16 protein-coding genes are annotated in these 20,194 nt (G+C 65.3%); 9 read left to right on the top strand and 7 right to left on the bottom strand.

All coding sequences use genetic code 11. From position 1 onward, the window contains the following. The first annotated feature begins 35 nt into the window (after window positions 1-35). Complete coding sequence (locus ACSYG9_RS02035; RefSeq protein ID WP_440125581.1) at window positions 36-848, top strand: mycofactocin-coupled SDR family oxidoreductase; 813 nt, start codon at window positions 36-38, stop codon at window positions 846-848. Between the two features lie 4 nt (window positions 849-852). Then, a complete protein-coding gene (locus ACSYG9_RS02030) occupies window positions 853-2,820 on the top strand; it encodes a mycofactocin system FadH/OYE family oxidoreductase 2 (RefSeq protein WP_454840977.1) in 1,968 nt (655 codons plus the stop codon). Window positions 2,821-2,913: 93 nt separating this feature from the next. Here the strand turns inward: ACSYG9_RS02030 and ACSYG9_RS02025 are convergent, their stop codons facing one another. The 6 genes from ACSYG9_RS02025 to ACSYG9_RS02000 all read right to left on the bottom strand — a co-directional run bounded on the left by ACSYG9_RS02025 (window position 2,914) and on the right by ACSYG9_RS02000 (window position 9,860). Further along, the gene (locus ACSYG9_RS02025; protein ID WP_440125579.1) at window positions 2,914-4,536 is read right to left on the bottom strand and encodes a dipeptide ABC transporter ATP-binding protein; all 1,623 of its coding nucleotides are present in this window, start codon (window positions 4,534-4,536) and stop codon (window positions 2,914-2,916) included. Window positions 4,537-4,568: 32 nt separating this feature from the next. Next, complete coding sequence (locus tag ACSYG9_RS02020; protein ID WP_454840974.1) at window positions 4,569-5,435, bottom strand: ABC transporter permease; 867 nt, start codon at window positions 5,433-5,435, stop codon at window positions 4,569-4,571. Continuing rightward, window positions 5,432-6,391 (bottom strand): ABC transporter permease, encoded by a 960-nt coding sequence (locus tag ACSYG9_RS02015; protein ID WP_454840972.1) that lies wholly within the window; start codon window positions 6,389-6,391, stop codon window positions 5,432-5,434. Before ACSYG9_RS02015 ends, ACSYG9_RS02020 begins: the two co-directional genes overlap by 4 nt. Before the next feature lie 6 nt (window positions 6,392-6,397). Next, the gene (locus ACSYG9_RS02010) at window positions 6,398-7,975 is read right to left on the bottom strand and encodes an ABC transporter substrate-binding protein (protein WP_454840970.1); all 1,578 of its coding nucleotides are present in this window, start codon (window positions 7,973-7,975) and stop codon (window positions 6,398-6,400) included. 71 nt (window positions 7,976-8,046) lie between these two features. Then, window positions 8,047-9,012 carry a TauD/TfdA dioxygenase family protein gene (locus ACSYG9_RS02005; RefSeq protein WP_454840968.1) on the bottom strand — a complete coding sequence of 322 codons (966 nt, stop codon included), beginning with the start codon at window positions 9,010-9,012 and terminating at the stop codon, window positions 8,047-8,049. A gap of 41 nt (window positions 9,013-9,053) precedes the next feature. Beyond that, entirely contained in the window at window positions 9,054-9,860 is an 807-nt protein-coding gene (locus ACSYG9_RS02000; RefSeq protein WP_454840966.1) for a TauD/TfdA dioxygenase family protein, read from the bottom strand. A gap of 192 nt (window positions 9,861-10,052) precedes the next feature. Here ACSYG9_RS02000 and ACSYG9_RS01995 point away from each other — a divergent pair, with 192 nt between their 5' ends. After that, the gene (locus ACSYG9_RS01995) at window positions 10,053-10,712 is read left to right on the top strand and encodes a TetR/AcrR family transcriptional regulator (protein ID WP_454840964.1); all 660 of its coding nucleotides are present in this window, start codon (window positions 10,053-10,055) and stop codon (window positions 10,710-10,712) included. 6 nt (window positions 10,713-10,718) lie between these two features. On the opposite strand, the gene ACSYG9_RS01990 is transcribed toward ACSYG9_RS01995, so the two are convergent. Further along, window positions 10,719-11,717: a GNAT family N-acetyltransferase gene (locus ACSYG9_RS01990; RefSeq protein WP_454840963.1), complete on the bottom strand. Its 999-nt coding sequence runs from the start codon at window positions 11,715-11,717 to the stop codon at window positions 10,719-10,721. A gap of 64 nt (window positions 11,718-11,781) precedes the next feature. On the opposite strand from ACSYG9_RS01990, the gene ACSYG9_RS01985 reads away from it, so the two are divergent. From ACSYG9_RS01985 to ACSYG9_RS01960, 6 genes are all read left to right on the top strand, one after another. Next, on the top strand, window positions 11,782-13,074 hold the full coding sequence (locus ACSYG9_RS01985) for an ATP-grasp domain-containing protein (RefSeq protein WP_454840961.1): 1,293 nt from the start codon (window positions 11,782-11,784) through the stop codon (window positions 13,072-13,074). Window positions 13,075-13,084: 10 nt separating this feature from the next. Then, window positions 13,085-15,133 carry a CocE/NonD family hydrolase gene (locus tag ACSYG9_RS01980; RefSeq protein ID WP_454840959.1) on the top strand — a complete coding sequence of 683 codons (2,049 nt, stop codon included), beginning with the start codon at window positions 13,085-13,087 and terminating at the stop codon, window positions 15,131-15,133. Window positions 15,134-15,238: 105 nt separating this feature from the next. Next, window positions 15,239-15,925, top strand: a complete 687-nt coding sequence (gene mftE, locus ACSYG9_RS01975; RefSeq protein WP_440125569.1) for a mycofactocin biosynthesis peptidyl-dipeptidase MftE — start codon at window positions 15,239-15,241, stop codon at window positions 15,923-15,925. Next, window positions 15,922-17,340 carry a mycofactocin biosynthesis glycosyltransferase MftF gene (gene mftF / locus ACSYG9_RS01970; protein ID WP_454840958.1) on the top strand — a complete coding sequence of 473 codons (1,419 nt, stop codon included), beginning with the start codon at window positions 15,922-15,924 and terminating at the stop codon, window positions 17,338-17,340. The genes mftE and mftF overlap by 4 nt, the downstream gene beginning before the upstream one ends. Before the next feature lies 1 nt (window position 17,341). Continuing rightward, a complete protein-coding gene (gene mftG / locus ACSYG9_RS01965; protein WP_454840957.1) occupies window positions 17,342-18,841 on the top strand; it encodes a mycofactocin dehydrogenase MftG in 1,500 nt (499 codons plus the stop codon). A 36-nt stretch (window positions 18,842-18,877) separates the two neighbouring features. Further along, window positions 18,878-20,191, top strand: coding sequence for a GAF domain-containing protein (locus ACSYG9_RS01960; protein ID WP_454840956.1), 1,314 nt, complete (start codon window positions 18,878-18,880; stop codon window positions 20,189-20,191). Window positions 20,192-20,194: the final 3 nt, after the last annotated feature.

Raw genomic sequence — 20,194 nt, 5'->3', positions numbered from 1 at the left:
CAAGTTCTACTCGACGATCGAAGGGAACGGCTGCAATGGGCGAATTCGACGGCAAAGTCGTCTTCATCACCGGTATCGCGCGGGGGCAGGGCCGCAACCATGCCCTGCGGTTCGCGCGCGAAGGCGCATCGATCATCGGGATCGACGTCGCGAAACCGGTCACGGAGTACGCCACCTACGAGCAGGCAACCGAGGACGACTTCCACGAGACCGTCCGGTTGGTCGAGGAGGTGGGCGGCAAGATCGTTGCCCGAATCGGGGACGTCCGCGACAGCGCCGCCTTGAAATCCGTGGTCGACGAGGGCGTGGCGCAATTCGGCCGGCTCGACGTCGTGGTGGCCAATGCGGGTATCTGCACATGGAACCGATTCTGGGAAATGCCCGACGACCAGTTCGAAGAGCTCATCGACATCAACCTCACAGGCGTGTTCAAAACCCTCAAGGCTGCGGCACCCGCGATGATCGAGGCGGGCAACGGCGGATCGATCATCGTGGTCAGCTCGGTCGCGGGCCTCAAGGCAATGCCGGGCCAGATCAACTATGCAGCAGCCAAGTTCGGCCTCGTGGGCATCACCCAGGCCGCCGCGAAGGAACTCGGAGAGTTCAACATCCGCGTCAACTCCATCCACCCGTACGGTGTGAACACCCCCATGGGCACCGATGTTGCCGTCCTGCAGTTGTTCGACAAGCACCCTGCATGGGGGCCGAATTTCGTCCCGATCCTCACCGAGAAGCCCATCGCCGATCCCGACGACATCTCCGACTCGGTGCTCTTCCTCGCGAGCGACCGTGCGAAGACCATCACCGGAAGTCAGATGGCGCTCGACCAGGGCAACTCCAAGGTCTGAACCGATGTCGCGCGACGCGGACGGAGCCGATCCGCAGGACACCCTGCGGATCGGGCCGTTCACGCTGCGCAACCGCATGATCTTCCCCGCCCACCTCACCAACTTCGCGGTCGACGGCATGATCACCGATCAGCACATCGCCTACTACGAGGCGCGTGCGCGCGGCGGTGCAGCCATGATCATCACCGAGGAACACACCGTGCATCCCTCGGACCGGCCCTACGAGAAACTGATCCGCGGGTGGGATCCGGCGGTGCTACCCGGATACCGACAACTCACCGACACCGTGCATCGACACGGAGCCCGAATCCTCGCGCAGCTCAATCACAACGGCGCACAAGGCAGCTCGATGTACACCGGACGTCCGCTGTGGTCGCCGGGAACGGACCCCGACCCGTTGTTCCGGGAAGTGCCGATGGCAATCGGTGAACCCGAGATCGCTGAACTCGTCGACGGATACTCCGACGTCGCGCGTCGATGCATCGACGGCGGATTCGACGGTGTCGAGATCCAATGTTCGCAGGCCTCGATCCTGCGTGCTTTCCTGGCGTCCGGTGCCAATCCGCGCACCGACCGATACGGTGGCGACCTGAGTGGACGAGCGCGGTTGCTGCTCGAGGTGGTAGCTCGAGTCCGAGCCGAGATCGGGCCGGACCATGTGGTCGGGGTGCGGCTGAGCGGATACGACGGCACCGGCGGCGGTATCGACGTCGACGACGCGGTGCAGGTTGCCCGGATGCTCGAGACCACCGGTCACGTCGACTACCTCAACACCTCAGTGGGTGTCGCGACCGAAACGTTGCACCTCATCGAGGCACCGATGGCGACCCCGCACGGCTATTCCCTGTTCGTGCCCAGTGCAATCCGCGCCGCGGTGTCCCTGCCGGTCGTCGGTGTCGGGCGGTTCACGAGACCGGACCAGGTTCGGGCAGCCCTGTCCGGCGGTGTGTGTGACCTCGTCGGCGCGGTGCGAGCACAGATCGCCGATCCGGACTTCGCCGGAAAGACGCTCTCCGGTCGCGACGACGAGGTGCGCCCGTGCATCGGCTGCAACCAGGAATGCATCGGCCGCGTCGGTCTCGGCCGGTGGATCGGCTGCACCGTGAACCCGCGTGCGGGCCGGGAGTCGGTGCCGCTACCCGAGCCTCGCGTGCCCGGCCGCCGCGTGCTCGTGGTGGGTGGGGGACCGGCCGGTCTCCAGGCCGCCGCGACCGCTGCCCGTCGAGGTCACATCGTCACCCTGTGTGAGCGGGAAGCGCGGGTAGGAGGCCAGATTCGCGACGCAGCAACCGCACCCCACCGTGGTGAACTTCTCTCGATGGTGACGAGCCTAGAAGCGGAATGCCTGCGAGCAGGCGTCGAGATCCGTACAGACGTCGACGTCGATGTCGATGTCGTCAGCGAACTGCGGCCCGACGCGGTGATCGTGGCGACGGGCGCACGTCCACTCCGTCCCGCATGGGCGGCTGCGATTCAGCAGGTTGTCGACGTGCGCGACGTGCTGGAAGGTCGCGCAACGCCGTCCGGCCGGATACTCGTCGTCGACGATCTCGGATTCCACGAGGCGACGTCGGTCGCCGAACTACTCGCCGACCGCGGCTGCGACGTGACGGTGTGTACCCCGGGAATGATCGTCGGCCAGGACCTCGGCCTCACTCTCGACATGGACGGCTGGCTGCGTCGTGCACACGAGAAGTGCATCGACAGGATCACCGACGTGACTGTGACGGGGGTGGCGGCCCGCGACGAAGGACTCGACGTGTCGCTGGCACATCACCCCACCGGACGAACCCGTGTGCTCACGGTCGACGGCGTGGTCGTCGCGACTCACCAAGAACCCGTCGACGAACTGTGGACAGCTCTGTCGGAGAGCGGGATCCGCGTGTCGCGAGTGGGTGATGCCGTGACCCCGCGCCGAGCCCACGCCGCGATCCTCGAAGGCGACCGTGCGGCGCTGGAAGTGGGAGTCTGACGTAGGTGTCGCGGATGTCGGTTGGTGTATCGAAATACGCGGCACCTACCGTCGTTTCTGACTTCTACATGTCGTTGCGGTGCTGAGAAGGTGTCAGATCGCAAGCACGGTGTCGCCGTGTCGGCGGGCCGGATCCGGAACCGGTACCGCGTCGATGAGCGCCCGGGTGTACGGCTCGCGCGGTGAAGTGAAGACAGCATCGACCGGACCGGTCTCGACGACCGACCCCGACTGCAGTACCACGACGCGGTCGGCGACCTGGTGCACCACAGCCAAGTCGTGACTGATGAACAAGCACGCGAACCCGAGTTCGATCTGGATCTCGGCGAACAGGTCGAGCACCTCGGCTTGCACCGAGACATCGAGAGCGCTGGTGGGTTCGTCCGCGATGAGCAAGCGCGGCGCCAGAGCCAGCGCTCGGGCCAGTGCGACACGCTGCCGCTGTCCGCCGGAGAGCTGGTGTGGGAAACGGACGGTGAGGGCCGCAGGCAGGCGCACCGCGTCGAACAGATCGAGAACCCGCTTCCGTCGCTCCGCCGGTGTGCCGACGGAATGCACGTCCAACGGCTCCCGGACACTGGCTCCGACGGAGAGCCGCGGGTCGAGTGAGGTTGCGGGATCCTGCTGCACGAACGCCACATCGCGACGCAGTGTGCGGAGCTGCGCAGCGGAGATCGTGGCAAGGTCGTGGCCCTCGACCGACACCCGCCCCGACGTTGCCTGCACCAAACCGATTGCGACGCGACCGAGAGTGGATTTGCCGGAACCGGATTCGCCGACGAGGCCGACCACTTCGCCGGTGTGGACGGTCAGGTCGACCGCGTCGACCGCGCGGAACGCCTCGGTGCCGCGACGCCCGGGATAGGTGACGCCCACGGAGTCGAGTTCGAGAACGACCTCGGATGCAGGTTTCGCCGGGGCTGGTGCACTCGCGTGCTCGGGCAATCGAGGTACAGCGGCGAGCAGCGCCCGGGTGTACGGGTGCTCGGGTGCATCGAAGAGCGAATGGGTGGTGTCGGTTTCGACGACCTCTCCGCGCCTCAGTACGACCACGCGGTCGGCCTGCTGCGCGACGACGCCCATGTTGTGGGTGATGAGCAGAATTCCCATGCCGGTGCGCTGACGAATGCGGACGAGAAGGGCGAGGATCTCGGCCTGCACGGTGACATCGAGCGCGGTCGTGGGTTCGTCGGCGACAAGCAGATCTGGATCGTTGGCGAGTGCTAGCGCAATCGCGACACGCTGCTTCTGCCCGCCGGAGAGTTGATGGGGAAAGTGGTCCACCCGCTTCGCGGGTTCGGGGATCTCGACTTGGTCGAGAAGCGAGATCGCGAGCTTTCTCGCTTCGGCCTTCGAGACCTTCCGGTGTGCACAGATGGCTTCGCGCAACTGCCAGCCGATGCGGCGCACCGGGTTCAATGCGCTCTGCGGTTCCTGGAAGATCAGTGCGACGTCGGAGCCGCGGCGTCGCTCGAGGTCGCCCTCGTCGGCACCGATCACCTCGTTTCCGTCCAGCAGGATCGAGCCCGCTACGGACGCGGTCGCGGGGAGGAGGCCGAGGATCGCCCGCGCGGTCATGGACTTGCCTGATCCGGATTCGCCGACCAGCGCGACGACCTCGCCACGCTCGACCTGGAGCGAGACGTTGTCGACGGCGGGATGCCCGGTTCCGAAGTCGATGGTGAGACCGGAGACGGTGAGCAGTGGTGTGGTCACAGGAAGGTCCTTGCTGGTGAGTGCGGCCGGTGTCAGCGGCGACGCGAACGGGCGGCCAGTGCTTGCGAGATCAGGAGCAGGCCGAGGACGAGAACGACCACCACGACCAGCGGACCTACGACGAACAACGGTGAGTGATAGGCGTTCTGGGTGCCTTCCTTGATCAGTGATCCCAGGGACGGCGTGGGCGGTGTGATTCCGAGGCCGAGGAAGCTCATCGCACCCTCGATGAACACTCCGACAGACATCGCGAGCGCTAGCTGCACCGTGAGTGGTTCGAGGCAATTCGGGAGGATGTGCCTGCGCATGATCCATCCCTCCTCGGCGCCGACGGATCGTGCTGCCTCGACGAAGGGTGCCTGACGTACCGTGAGCACCGACGTTCGCATCAGGCGGCCGAACACGGGGATCTCGGCGAGCACGATCACCGTGGTGATCGTCCACACACCCGGGCCGATCACCATCGTCAGCGCGATGGCCAGCACGATGGTCGGGAAGGCGAGGATCAGGTCGAACGACCGCTGAACCAGAGTGTCGAGCCAGGCGAACCGCGTTGCAGCCAGGCCGAGCAGCGAGCCGAGTGCCGCGCCCACCGGAACGGCGAGGAACACGACGAGCAGGTCGATGCGGATGCCGTACAGGGTGCGGGAGAGGACGTCGCGGCCGACGGAATCCGTACCGAGGAGGTGTTCGCCGCCCGGCGGCTGGAGGGTAGAGCCCGGGATCTGCTGGTCGGGGGCGAACGGGGCGAGCCACGGCGCGAACACCCCGGCCAGGACCACGATTCCGACCAGGATCAGACCGGCCAGACCGCGGCCGCGACGAAGTGCGCTCCAGACGCTGTCGCGGTCCGTGCCCACCGGGGAGGTCGCGTCAGCGGTGAGAGTCGTCGTGCTCATATTTTGTCTCCCAGCCGGATTCGAGGGTCGAGCGACGCATTGACCAGGTCGGTGACCAACTGGATGATCACGAACAGTGCCACTGAGAACAACAGCATCACCTGCACCACCGGATAGTCCCGGCTCGAGATGGCGCGCTCGATGAGGTGGCCGAGCCCGGGCCACGCGAAGATCGCTTCCACCAGCACGGCGCCTCCGAGCAGGTGGCCGATCTGGATACCGAGGACGGTGATCGATGCAGGAAGTGCATTCGGGAGGGCCTGGGTGAGCACGATCCGGCGGCGGGAGATCCCCAGTGCTCGCGCGGTCGTGACGTAGGGCTCCTCGAGCTGGGTGCGCAGCGATTCGGTGAGAAATCGTGTGAGTGAGGCCGCGATCGGCAACGCCAGGCACACCGCGGGCAGTATCAGATGCTGCGCCGATATCCCGATGTCGTCGAGGAATCCCCTGCGGGGTATGCCGCCTGCGGGTAGGACAGCCCACACGACACCGAAGAGGACCACCAGCGCAGCGCCGGTGACGAAGTTCGGAATGGCCACGGCCACGGTGCCGAAAGTGGTCACGATGCTGCCCAGCCATTTGCGGTCCACGATCACCGACACGGTGCTCAGTATGAGCGCTACGGCAACAGCGAGGACCAGGGCCGACAGCGCGAGAACGAGGGTGTTGCCCAGTGCATCGAGCAGGAGCGAACCGATCTCACCGCCGAGGACCAGTGACCTTCCCGGATCCATCGTGACGATCCCGGACAGCCACGAGAAGTACTGTGCAATGGGGGATCCGGTGAGCCCGAGTTCGGCGCGCAGTGCGTCGATTGCTTCCGGAGGAGCGTCCGGTCCGGCGAGAACCATCGCGGGATCACCGGGAACCAATCGGAGCAGCGCGAAGATGAGAACTGATCCGACGGCGAGGACGACGAGTGCGGAGGGTATCCGTCGCAGAGCGTAGTTGAGCATACTCGGTCACTCACTCAGGTAGGTGTCGCTGAGGTCGAGCTCGGCCTTCTTCGACCAGTCGATGTTGTGGACGTTTCCTGACATGGCAAGCCAATTCTCGGAGGCGAACAACTCGATGAGGAACGCGTTGTCGAGCAACTCGGTGTTGAGGACCTTGTATGCGGCTTGGGCCTCGGCGCTGGTCGGATCGACGATCTGCCACGCGTTCGCGACTGCGGCCTGATAGTCCGGATCGATGAAATTCGACGTGTTCTTCTTCGAGTTGAACGGGTAGGCACTGGTCGGAAGCGTCGCCGGTGTGTACTGCGTGTAGGTGTGGGCCGTGATCCAGAGCCCGCCGTAGGTTCCGCCGATCAGGTGTTTGAGATTGGTTGCCTGGTCCACCGGCTCGAGCCTGGTCTCGATCCCGGCTGCGGCGAGGTCCGCCTGGATGATCTGCGCAACGGCCTCGGACTCACTCGAGCCCGTTGTGTAGGTGATCGGGATGACCGGGATGGCGCCGACTTCCGCAACCAGCGCCTTGGCCTTGTCGACGTCCTGGGCGTAGGTGACGTTGAGGTCCGCGTCGTAGGCCGGGGAGTATTCCGGCCAGGGCAGACTGCCGGCGGTTCCGTAGCCCTGGTAGACGTCGGCGAGGATGCGATCGTTGTCCACCGCGTAGGCGATGGCCTGACGGACCCGGACGTCGCTGATCCCGGGTGCCTGGACATTCGCACCGATGTACCAGTTGCGTTCCACCCCTACCTGATCGACCAGCTGGTAGCGATTGTCGCCCTCGAGCTGTTCAGCATCGCGAGGAGCCAGGGCGAGTAGCAGGTCGAGCTGACCGGAGCGCAGTTGGGAGACTCGCGTCTGGGCATCGGGAATGACAATGTACTCGACACCGTCGAGGTGAGGAGCTCCGTCCCAGTAACTCTCGTTGGCCTCGAACGTGATCGATGAACTCGGCTTCCACTCCACGAAGCGGAACGCTCCGGTGCCGTTGTAGCCCGAACCGGCGTCGAAGTCGGCGATGGTGGCTTCGTCGATGATCGGCACGATGTCGAGCAGGTCGAGGATATTGCTGGCAGGCTGTGAGAGCGTCAGGGTGATGGCGTGCGGGTTCGAGGTGTCGTACTCCGTGATCAGCGCAGCGGTGCTCGCGAGCTGACCGGCCCGCATGGGGTCCGCGTAGGTGCGCAAGCTGAACTCGACGTCCTCGGAGGTGAACGGCTTACCGTTGTGGAAGGTCACGTCGGGTCGCAACGTGAGGGTCACCAACTTGCCGTCGGGAGAGACCTCCCAGGATTCGGCCAGTACGGGTTCCGCTTCCAAACCGTCCGGTGGGTAGCTGACGAGGGTGTCGTAGACCAGTCCGGTGATGGTGGCTCCCGCCAGGGCACCGGAATAGAACGAGGCTGGCACAAGGTCGCCGCCGTCTCCGATCCGGAGCACACCACCTTCGGTGACCTCTGCGCTGCCGGCCTCTGCCGCAGCCTGGTCGACCGCCGAGGTACATCCCGCAACGGCGAGGACACCGGCGAGGGACAGGGTGATCGCTCCGAGCATGGAGTGGCGCCGAAGGTGTGCGGGGCGGCTGAACACGGAAGGTTCCTTTCGGGAGCGGATCCGGTCACTCATGAGGGAGTGACCGGATCCGACAGGGGCGAGGTGGATCAGGATTCGAAACCGGGGAAACGGTCGGGGGTGTCGACGACGGAGAAGTGCGATGCGTCACCGGTGATGATGCGGCTGGCTTCACCGTCGACAGAGACGGGGACATCGCCGGCCACGGTCACCCGGTGGACGCTGCGCTTGTGGTCGCCGTAGTCCGCGATGCCGTAATGCTGAGTGGCGCGGTTGTCCCAGATGACGAGGTCGCCCGGCGTCCAGGCCCACCGCAGGGTGTTCTCGAGCTTGATGATCCGTTCCTGAAGGAGCTGGTAGAGGGCCGTCGACTCGGAGCTCTTCAGCCCGACGAACTTCTTGACGAAATGGCCAAGCACGAGCGACTTCTCACCGGTCTCGGGGTGGACGCGAACCACGGGGTGTTCCGTCTCGAAAACCGTGCGGGTGAAGTTCTTCATCGTCTCGTTCGTCCGCGCGGCGATGCCTTGCTTGTCGGCGTGGACCCCGGCGTAGTCGTATTCGTTGCTGTGGACTGCCCACAGGTTGTCCACGAGTGCCTTCAACGGAGCGGGAAGCTGCGCGTACGCGGCGGTCGTCGACGCCCAGGTGGTGGCACCACCGTAGGGCGGGATCTCGACCGCACGGAGGATCGAGGCCTTCGGAATCCGATCGATGAAGGTGACATCGGTGTGCCAGCTGTTGGCGGCGCCTTCGAGGATCAGGGTCCGGTTGTCCTCCGAGGTCAGCGTCGGGTGAGTGGTGGTCGGCGTCCCGAGCGTTCCGGCGAACTGGTACTGGATGTCGTCGGTGAGGTGATGCTGGCCGCGGAAGACGACCACCTTGTTGGCGGCGAGCGCGTAGCGGATTGCGTAGGCGGTGTCGGGCGAGATGTCGCCGGAGACATGAACGCCTTCGATGAGTGCGCCGATGTTCTCGCCGAGCTTGGTGACGGTGATTCCGCCGGCCGCATAGATGTCGGTGGCGGTGCTGGGGCGGGTTTCGACGGTGGTCATGTGTATCTCCTCGTGTGATGTGAAGTGAGTGGACAACGGGGTCAGCGGGCGGGGACGGGTGTCTCGGGTGCCACCTCGATGCGATGGATGCGGCGCGGTTCGTCGCCGTAGTCGTAGATCGCGTTGTGCTGGACGAAATGGTTGTCCCAGATCGCGATGTCGCCGACCTGCCAACGGCGCCGGACCGTGAATTCCGGGCGGATCGAGACCGATACGAGGAGTCGGAGAAGTGCTCGGCTCTCGTCTGCGGACAACTCGTTGATGTGAGAGGTGAACAGATCGTTGACGAACAACGCTTCGCGGCCGGTCTCGGGATGACGGATCACCAGGGGGTGCGTTGCCTCGGTTGTATCCGGCCGGGGGGAGATCCGATGTGTTGCGCTCAGACCGTACAAAGCCTCGCGGAGCGGGGCAGACAGCGCTTCGAGCGCGGCGTATTGGTTCGACCACAGCGTGTCACCACCTGCCGAAGGCAGCACCTGCATGTGCAGGATGGAGAACCGCGACGGCGCGGCCCGCCACGAGACATCGCAATGCCAGCGATTCGCCTGATAGGCACTTCCGTTGTCGGTGCCGATGACGCTGATCTCGCGATAGCCCTCGGCTTCGAGGTTGGCCAGATGCTGGTGCGGATACACGACTTCGCCGAAATGCTGAGAGAAGTCCCGGTGGACGGCCGGATCGACACCCTGGCCCGGGAAGAACAACACACAGTGCCGAGTGAGCGCGTCTCTGATCGTGCGGACGTCGGCGTCCGTCAGCGAGTCCAGACGTAGTCCGTGGATCTCGGCGCCGATGGTCCCCGTGAGGGGCACAACGGTCACAATGGGTTGTTCGAGCGTGGTCATCGATCGGGCCTCTCGACGCATGGCGGGCGGTTCAACGAGGGCCAAAGTAATTCCGAATAGTTAAGTTGGGTACGCATACGATCGGTGTGCGTCGAAGGGTTTACATCGGGCGGGTAGTCCGGTAGAGCTACGAATCCGGGAGGTCCGTACCGCGGCAATCGCCGCACGACTTCAGACTCGGGGTGGATGGTCGTGACGAGCCGACGGGGCCGGTACAGCTCAGGACAAGAAACACGACTGCTGCTCGTCGAGACAGCCGAACGTCTGTTCGCGGTGCGGGGATATCACGCGGTGACCTTGGGAGACGTCAGGGCGGCCGCGGGGCAGAACAATGCGTCGGTCGTCAGGTACTACTTCGGCTCGAAGGAGGGTTTGCTCACTGCGATCCTGGATCATCGCCTGCCTCGGATCAGCGCCTATCGCGGCGAGTTGATCCGAGAGTGGGTCGCGGTCGGCGCGACATTCACTGCGCGGGATGCATTGTGGTGTCTCGTCGAACCTTTGGCCGACAGCGTCCGCCGTGGCGAGTACTACGTGGCTCTGCTCGACAGGCTCCTCGAAGCGGAGGTCATCGGCGAGACCTTCACTGCGGCAGACCCCGGTGGCACCGCGAGTGGATTCGAGATCGACAGGGTACTGCGCGGCGTTATCTACGAACTTCCGGAAGGTGCACGAAGACAACGGATTGTCATGGTGTACACAAGTGTGCTCGGAACACTCGCGCAGTACATCCGCACAGGAACCGAACTGGCGCCGACCGAGGTGCCCGCACTCATCGATGCGTGGGAGGGATTACTCTGTGCGCCGACATCGGAGGAGACCCGCGGTATTCAGGCGGTGGCGCGGCGGTAGCGCCGATCAGTCGAGCTCGCGCACCATCGCGATGCGTGGCCACTGCCCGATGGCGCGTGCCCGTTCGTCGGCGAGGATCGCCTCCAGCTCGGGTGTGAGGTGGGAATCTTCCACGACCTCGAAGCCGATCCGCTCGTAGTACGGCGCATTCCAGGGTACGTCGCGGAAAGTGGTGAGGGACAGAATGGTACAACCGCGATCGCGTGCCCACCCCGCGACGTGATCGATGAGCGCACGACCCACTCCGTGACGTGCGGCGTCCGGGTGCACCGACACCTGCTCGATGTGGACTGCGCCGTCCATGAGCTCTGCGATCAGATATCCCACAGGTCGGTTTTCCCCGTCCAGCCAGGCCCAGCACCGGCCTGCATCCACATAGGTTCGAAGCTCATCCAGGGTCGGCGGTTCGTCCTCGGCGACGAGCGTCATGCCGATGTCGGCGAACGGTTGTCCGGCAGCACGTTCGATGTCCTGCAGGACACAGAGATCCAGCTCTGTCGCCAACCGGACAGGCGGCAACTCCTTGGCGAAATACAGCGACGAGTCGGCGTCGCCGTACAGCCCGAAGCGTTCGGGCATCGGGTCGTATCCGGCCGCGGCATACATCGCGAGCGCCTCGGGTTGCTCGGTACCGGTTTCCAGAACCGTTCGTCGACGACCTGCGTCGGCGGCGGTGCGTTCGAGCGCCCCGAGGATCCGTCGCGCAATGCCTCGCCGCCGGGCGTTGCTGCGCACATACATCCGTTTCAGCTCGGCGTCCCCGTCGCGCAGGCCGGCATGGGTGGCGTCCTTCGCTCGCCAGCCGCCGATGCCCACGGGCGTTCCGTCACCGTATGCGACAAGGAAGACACCCTGTGGGGGAGCGAACTCGTCCGGCAGCAGTTCGGTGTGGTCGGGCCCACCGTAGCGCCGGACGTACTCGAGCTGGACCTCGCCGATGAGTTCCTGCGCGTCCGGGTCGTCGAGCGGACGGTGTTCGATCTGCACGTCAGGTTCGATCTGCACGTCAGGAGCGTACTCATTGCCGGACTGCCCGATGTTTGCACTCTCGCCGATCGGGCACCCATCGATGATGGCAAAGAACGTATTCGTCCTCGGCGTGACCGACCAGCAGCGTGAAGAGCTCGGCACGGTCAGCGACGCGGAAGAACTGAAGTTTCACGGATTGCTCGACTATCACACTCTTGTAGACCCCGACTCCTACGTGTTCGCGGACCTGCTCGACGAAGCGCGGCGCCAACTCGACGAGTTCCCCGGGAGCGTCGACGCGATCATCGCCCATTGGGACTTCCCGACCAGTGTTCTCGCCCCGATTCTGGCCGCCGAACGCGGGCTGCCCGCGCCGAGTCTGCGCAGTGTGCTCGAGTGCGAGCACAAGGCATGGAGCCGGCTGACTCAACGCGAGGTCATCCCCGAGTGTGTTCCGGCGTTTTCGATGTTCGACCCGTTCGATGACAACCCTCTCGAGACCATCGAGCTCGACTTCCCGTTCTGGGTCAAGCCCGTGAAGTCCCACTCGTCACAGATGGGGTTCGAGATCCGCAACGCGGAACAGTTCGAGGCGGCACTCGAGGAGATCCGGGAGAACATCGGTTTGGTGGGGGACGCGTTCGACGAAGTCCTGGCCATGGTCGACCTCCCCGATGAGCTGGGCGGCAGCGGAGGTAAGTCCTGCCTGGCCGAACAGATCATCACCGGTGTCCAGATTGCTCCGGAAGGGACGATGTTCCGCGGCGAATACCAGATCCACGGCGTGTTCGACATGCGCAAGGACGCGGAGGGGCACAGTTTCGATCGTCTCGACTATCCCGGGTCGTCCGTACCCGAGGCGGTGCAGGACCGCATGATCGACCTGACCGAGCGCTACCTGCGGCACATCGGATTCGACAACGGATGTTTCAACAGCGAGTTCATGTGGGACGAGAAGACGGACACGCTTTCGATCATCGAGGTGAACACACGAATCTCTCAGTCGCACAGCGACCTTTTCATCAAGGTGGACGGAACGTCCAACCACGAGGTGGCGATCGACATCGCGTTGGGCCGGAAACCACGTATCGTTCCGCGCCAGGGCAACTACGCGGTGGCGACCCAATGTCATATCGGCTACTACTCCGACGGAATCGTGCGGAAGATTCCAGGGGAAGACGACATCGCACGGCTCCTCGAACGAATCCCCGACACCGTCGTTTCCTTGAAGGTCGCCCCGGGCGATCGGCTCTCCGAGCTGCCGAACCAGGACGGGTACCGCACGAAGCTGGCGACCTTGTCCATCGGAGCCGGGTCTACCGACGAACTCGCGAAGTTCTTCGAGCTTGCCACCGAGCTGTTGCCCTTCGATATCGAACCCGTTCCGGAATAGGAGGGTCTGTATGCAGACCGTGACGTCATTTCCCCACGACGTGCGCGTCATCGAGAACACGTTCATCACGATGCCCGACGGAACGCGGCTCTCTGCACGGATCTGGCTGCCGGAGGACGCCGAGCGGAATCCGGTTCCTGCTGTGCTGGAATACATTCCATACCGTCATCGCGACACCACTCGCGCACGCGACGACCTGAACCACCCTTACATCGCAGGCCACGGGTATGCCAGCGTGCGGGTGGATCTGCGTGGCAGTGGCAACTCCGACGGAGTGCTCGAAGACGAGTACCTCCCGGCGGAACAGGACGACGCCTGTGTGGTGATCGACTGGCTCTCGAAACAACAGTGGTGCGACGGCAACGTCGGCATGATGGGGATTTCCTGGGGCGGTTTCAACAGCCTGCATGTCGCCGCGAAGCGACCTCCCGCACTCAAAGCGATCATCACGGCGTCCGCCACCGACGATCTGTATGTCGACAACATGCACTACATGGGAGGGTGCCTGTTGTCCGACAATCTCTCCGAGGCAACCGTGATGTTCGCGTTCAACAGCATGGCGCCCGACCCGGAGATCGTCGGCGACAGGTGGCGCGACATGTGGCTGGAGAGACTGCGGGGAAGTGGCCTCTGGGTCGAGAAATGGCTCGAGCATCAGCATCGCGACGACTACTGGAAGCGCGCGTCGATCAACGAGAACTATTCCGATGTGGCGTGTCCGGTCTTCGCCGTCGGTGGCTGGGCGGACGGCTACACGAACGCCATCTTTCGCTTGATGGAAAATCTCGACGTGCCGCGTAAGGGACTGATCGGTCCGTGGGGCCACAAGTACCCGCACCTGGGCGTCCCCGGCCCCGCGATCGGATTCCTCCAGGAAGTCGTGCGGTGGTGGGACCATTGGCTCAAGGGTGTGGACAACGGGGTCATGGACGAACCGATGTTGCGCATGTGGCGTCAGGACAGCGTCCCGCCGCATCCGTCCTACCCGGAACGACCCGGAACATGGATCGCCGAGCCGTGCTGGCCATCGCCGCAGGTGGAGGATCGTGAGTACACGATCACCCGGTTCGGCCTCGACCCTGAACTCGGTGCGGGAGAGGCGTCCGCGACCCGGGAGCTGACCGTGCGGTCGCCGATGAGTGTCGGGATGGCAGGCGGCAAATGGGCATCCTATGCCGCGACCCCCGACCTGCCGTCCGACCAGCGCGAAGAGGACGGCGGTGCCCTGGTGTTCGAAACGGATCCGCTCACCGAATCGCTCACCGTTGTGGGACTGCCGAAGCTCGACCTGACGGTGTCGGCCGACAAGCCTGTTGCCATGGTCGCGGCTCGGTTGAGCGACATCGCCCCTGACGGACAGGCCACCCGAGTGACCTACGGGCTGCTCAACCTCACACATCGGGACGGCAGCGCCGACCCGCAACCGGTCGAGCCCGGTCGCCGATACGAGGTGCGGGTCAAACTCAACGGCATGGCTCACGAGTTCCCGGCGGGACACCGTGTGAGGTTGTCGATCTCGACGTCGTACTTCCCACTCGTATGGCCGTCACCGGAGGCGGCGACGGTCACGTTGGTGACCGGCGACAGTCGGCTCATACTGCCCACCCGTCCCGGTCGTGTCGCCGAGGACGCGGCGCTTCGGCCGTTCGGGGAACCCGAGGCGGCCGAGCCGCTGAGCGTGACACAAGTCGAGACGGGCGAGCACCACTGGCGTACGACGCGGGACCTCGAGACTGCGGTGACAACCCTGGAGATCAAGGACGATCAGGGCGAGTTCGTCATCGATGAAACCGGAACCGTACTGCGGCGAGCCACCACCGAGTGGTTCAGTTTCCAGGGTAACGAGGTCGATTCGGCCCGCGGCGAGACCGAGACAGTGCGGTATCTGGGCCGGGGCGACTGGCAGACCGAGGTCAGGACACGCACGGTTCTCACCTCGACCCCCGAGGACTTCGTGATCACCGCCCAACTCGATGCGTACGAATTCGACCGTCTTCACGGCACAAGGCGCATCCACTCGGAGAACTGGAATCGCTCGATCCCTCGTCGCCTGGTATGAGTTTTCGTCGGCCCGGCCCGCCCTTGCAGGTCGGAACGGCAGGCAAGGCCGCGGGTGCTCGACCGGGTTACATGGCGGGGGGTGTCACCCCCTAGCATCGGAGCGGTGACACGGGAGCTTTCCACCGCCTACTGGCCGGACGTCGAACCCCACGGGGTGACGGTCGCGGTACCAGTGGGCGCGTTCGAACAGCACGGCCCCCACCTGCCCCTCGATACCGACACCCGCATCGCCGTGGCCGTGGCCGAGGCTTTGCCCGACGTTGCGCTCGCCCCGCCCCTTGCGTACGGCGCGAGTGGCGAGCACGAGGGGTTCGCGGGCACCGTGTCGATCGGCGCCGACGTCACCAAAGCGATGCTCGTCGAATACGGCCGCTCGGCATGCCGGTGGGCACAGCGGGTGCTGTTCGTCAACGGGCACGGCGGCAATGCGTATCCGCTGGCCGAGGCTGTCGCGCTGCTGCGTTACGAGGGCAGGGACGTCGCATGGTTGCCGTGCGCGGTTCCCGGTTCCGACGCGCACGCAGGCATCACCGAAACGAGCTTGATGCTGCATCTTGCTCCCGAAACGGTCGACATGAATCGTGCTGTAGCGGGCGCGACCGAATCGATCCGCACTTTGATGCCGCGGTTGCGCGAAGCCGGTATCGTTTCGGTGTCTGCGAACGGAGTGCTGGGTGATCCGGCCGGATCCACCGCCGAACTCGGGGCCGAGTTGTTCGCGAATCTGGTGGAGCGGGCGACCGCGCAGGTCGCCCGGTGGCAACCGGGGACGGAGGGGAGACTTCGGTGAGTCAGGCGACATCATCTCGGGTCGCGCACACTCGACTGGCCAGGCTTCCCGACGGCTTCGGGGTGCGTCTCGACCCGCGGGTACGCAAGTTCGCCGCTGGTCGTGTCCTGATCGGCGGTTCGCCCACTCGGATGCTCAAGCTCGCGCCCGCAGCGGCGTCGATGATCGACGGAGATTTCCTGAAAGTCGTCGATTCGCAGACTGCGGTGGTGGCGAGGCGTCTGCTGGACTCCGGTGTGGGAAACCCCCGGCCCGTCGTACTGCCGTCGATGTCCGACGTCACGGTGGTGATTCCCACCAAGGACAACGAAGCGGGCCTTCGTCGATTGCTGCAAGCATTGCACGGCCACGAGGTCATCGTCGTCGACGACGGGTCCGATACTCCGATCAAGACGCCGGAGCGTGGCAAGGTTCGCGTGCTCCGCCACGATGTGTCGCGGGGTCCTGCCGCCGCACGGAACACCGGATTACGTGACGCATCAACGGAGTTCGTTGCGTTCCTCGATTCCGATGTCGTACCTCGGCTCGGATGGCTCGAAGCCGGACTCGGGCATTTCAGCGACCCGGCGGTCGCGTTGGTGGCCCCGCGCATCGTCGCGCTCGACCCGGACAACGGCGCGCTCGCACGGTACGAGCACGCACGCTCGTCCCTGGATCTGGGCCGGCGCGAGGCTGCGGTGGTGGCGGGAAGTCCCGTCTCCTACGTTCCGAGTGCGGCTCTGCTCGTGCGCCGCGATGCCCTGGAGGTGTGCGGTGGATTCGACGAGTCGATGCAGGTCGCGGAAGACGTCGATCTGTGCTGGCGGCTGCAGGCCGACGGATGGCGGCTGCGATACGAACCCATCGCGCGTGTCGCGCACGACCATCGGACCAAGTTCCGGAATTGGATCACTCGCAAGGCGTTCTACGGAACAGGTGCGGCTCCGCTGGCTGCCAGGCACCCCGGGTCGGTGCCGCCGATGGTGATGTCGATCTGGACGCTGCTCGCGTGTCTCGCACTGGCGACCTTCACCCGGATCGGAGTGGTCGGTGCACTGCTGACCCAGGTGGCGACGCTGGTGCGATTGCGCCGCATGTTCGCCGAGCTCGATCAGCCGACACGGATCGCCGCGGTCCTGACTGCTCAGGGGTTCGCAGGTGGTTTGTGGCAGGTCGCGTCGGCGGTATGCAGGCACTATTGGCCGGTGACGGTGGTCGCGTCACTCTTTTCATCGAAGGTGAGGCGTGCTGTCCTGGCTTTTGCTGTGGCAGAGGGTATCTGGGACTGGATGGGGCACCGTGAAGAAGGTGGGATCGACCCGATCCGGTACGTTCTCTACAAGCGACTGGACGACCTGGCCTATGGCGCCGGGTTGTGGAAGGGCGTGATCGACGCCCGCGACCCGTCGGCGCTGATCCCCGACATCCGGAGCTGACATGGCCCCGCAGCGGGCCGACGTCGTGGTGATCGGCGGTGGCAGCTGCGGCTGCGTGGTCGCCGCAAGGCTGAGCGACGATCCCGATCGTTCGGTGTTGCTGCTCGAAGCCGGACGGGCATACGGTGCGGGGCACGCGCTTCCGCCGGAGCTGCGTTCTGCTGCAGAACTCCCGATCGGGCCCGAGAGTCAGTGGACTGCAGCGTATTCTGCGCGCCTCACGAAGGGGGTCGATGCGACTGTCGTGCGTGGCCGAGGCCTCGGAGGTTCCGGCGCGGTCAACGGCGCGTATTTCGTCCGTGCACGCCCGGGCGATTTCGAGTCATGGCCACGATCCTGGTCGTACGACGAGGTACTCCCGCATTTTCGGGCGATCGAATCGGATGCCGACTTCCCGGGCGGGGTACACGGCAGCGATGGCCCCGTCCCGGTCGTGCGCACGCCGCAGGACCGGCTCCACCCGGCTTCCGCGGCATTCCACGACGCAGCAGTGGCTGCCGGGCACCGGCCGGTCGCCGATCTCAATGCGCCGGGGCCGGTGGGGGTCGGGCGCGTGCCGATGAATGTGCGCGACGGCGTACGCTACGGCCCCTCGCTCGCCTATCTCGCACCCGTGATGGACCGGCCCAACCTTTCGGTGCGAACGGGAGCGAAGGTCGTCCGGATCGTGCTGTCGAAGGGGCGCGCGACCGGGGTCGAGGTCGTGGACGCTGCGAGTGTCCGGAGGATCGACGCCGGGCACGTCGTCGTGTGTGCGGGCGCAGTGTGCTCGCCGCAGCTCTTGATGCTGTCGGGGATCGGACCTGAGCCCCGACTGCGGCGCCTGGGAATCGACGTCGTCCACGATCTTGCCGGAGTGGGGGAAGGATTCAGCGATCACCCCGAAATCGCCGTGCCGTACCGATATCGGGACGGCATCCCGATGCGGGCACCGCTGTTGGAAACCGTGCTGCACACCGAGACGCTCGAATTCCGCGCATACACGGTGCCGTTCGGTGTGGCGATACCCGGCAGCGGTATTGCCGACCCGGTGCTCGGTGTTGTGCTCACACGGCCACGTAGTCGCGGAAGCGTGATGCTGGATCCGCAGGATCCGTCTGCGCCGCCCGTACTCGACTACCGCTATCTCGCGCACCCCGACGACCGCGCCACGCTGCGCGACGGTGTCTGCACTGCCGTCGACCTTCTGACAGACATGACGGATGTCGTTGCACCTGGCAGTGTCGCTGTCGACGCAGGGGAGCGAGGACCCAGCGACGCGTGGCTCGCATCGCACCTGGGAACGTCGCTGCATCTGTCCGGCACGTGCCGCATGGGAGACGACGAGCACTCTGTGGTCGACGAGAGATGCCGAGTCCACGGCATCGACGGGCTGAGCGTCGTCGACACCTCGGTGTTCCCCGAAGTGCCCAGTCGCGGCCCGCACGCGACCGCGGTGATGTTGGCCCACCGAGTCACAGCCGGACCGAACCGAGGATCCGGCCACACACTTCTGCTGTGATTCGGACTACAGTGGCCGCATGGAGGACGCTGCCGGATGACCGTTCGTGAGACCGCGACGACCAGCGCTGCGACGACGAACCCCTGGGTGGCGCTGCGCCCGGGGGAGGATGCAGCTGCGCATGCGCGAGCGGTGCTCCGCGCGCACGGCACGATTGTCGGTGCGGCCGGAGAGGGCCGGCCCGACGGAGTGCGATCGATCGTGCACGACTCGTGGCTCCGGAGTCTGCAGCGGGGAATCGACCCCGATCTGGTCGCGCAGCCTGCGCTCCTCACCGGACACGATCTAGAGCAGTACCGTGCCGGCCATCCGATGGCACTCATCCGCCCGGTGGTGCGCAAGCTCCTCGTCGAGGATGCCGCCGACAGCGGTCTGCTCGTCGCCATCAGCGACGAACAGGGCCGGCTGCTGTGGGTGGAGGGTGATCACAGCGCGCGCGACCGCGCGCAGACCATGAGTTTCGTCGAGGGTGCGGACTGGAGCGAGGATCGCGTGGGCACCAATGCCCCGGGAACCGCCTTGGCGCTGGACCATTCGGTGCAGATCTTCGCGGCCGAGCATTTCAATCGCGCGGTGCACGAGTGGAGTTGTTCGGCTGCGCCCGTGCACGACCCGGCCAGCGGCAGGATTCTCGGGGCCATCGACATCACCGGCGGCTCGCGGGTGGCGGTCCCGGAAGTCCTGCAGCTGGTTCGCGCGACCGTGGCTGCAGCCGAAGCCGAGCTTCGGCTGCACATGATGACCTCGCCGCACCTGTTCGCCTCCTCGGCACCGCGACTCGACACATTCGGCTCGGGCAGGCCGACTCTCCGCAACAGCGACGACCGGATTCACCTGTCGCAGCGGCACGCCGAGATCCTGCTGATCCTCACAGACCATCCCGAAGGGCTGAGTTCGGACCGGCTCGCAGTATTGCTCGACGAGAACGAGCTGGACTCCGTCACGATTCGAGCCGAAATGTCCCGTCTGCGGAAGGTACTCGGATCGGAGCATCTCGGGTCTCGGCCGTATCGGTTGCTCACGGAACTGGACACGGACGTAACGGAAGTGCGCCGCGCGCTCGATCGCGGTGACGCCGCGTCGGCCGTCCGTCTCTACAGTGGCCCGGTGCTGCCGGGTTCCGATGCGCCGGGCATCGTGGAGATCCGCGAGGATCTGCGCACCCGGGTGCAGGCAGCATTGCTGCGGGGCGGTGACCCGGGTCTGCTTGCCCGGTGGACAGCCTCGATACACGGACGTGACGATCTGGCGGCGTGGTCGGCGTATCTGACCACCCTCGCTCCGACTTCTCCGCAGTACGCACAGGTCAAGGCAAAGATCGATCGATTGGATCTGCGGCTCGCAACGTAGTTG

The sequence above is a fragment of the Rhodococcus sp. SJ-2 genome, from assembly GCF_053750035.1.
The sequence above is the reverse complement of the archived record's forward strand: the minus strand, read 5'-3'. Positions and strand labels throughout refer to the sequence as shown.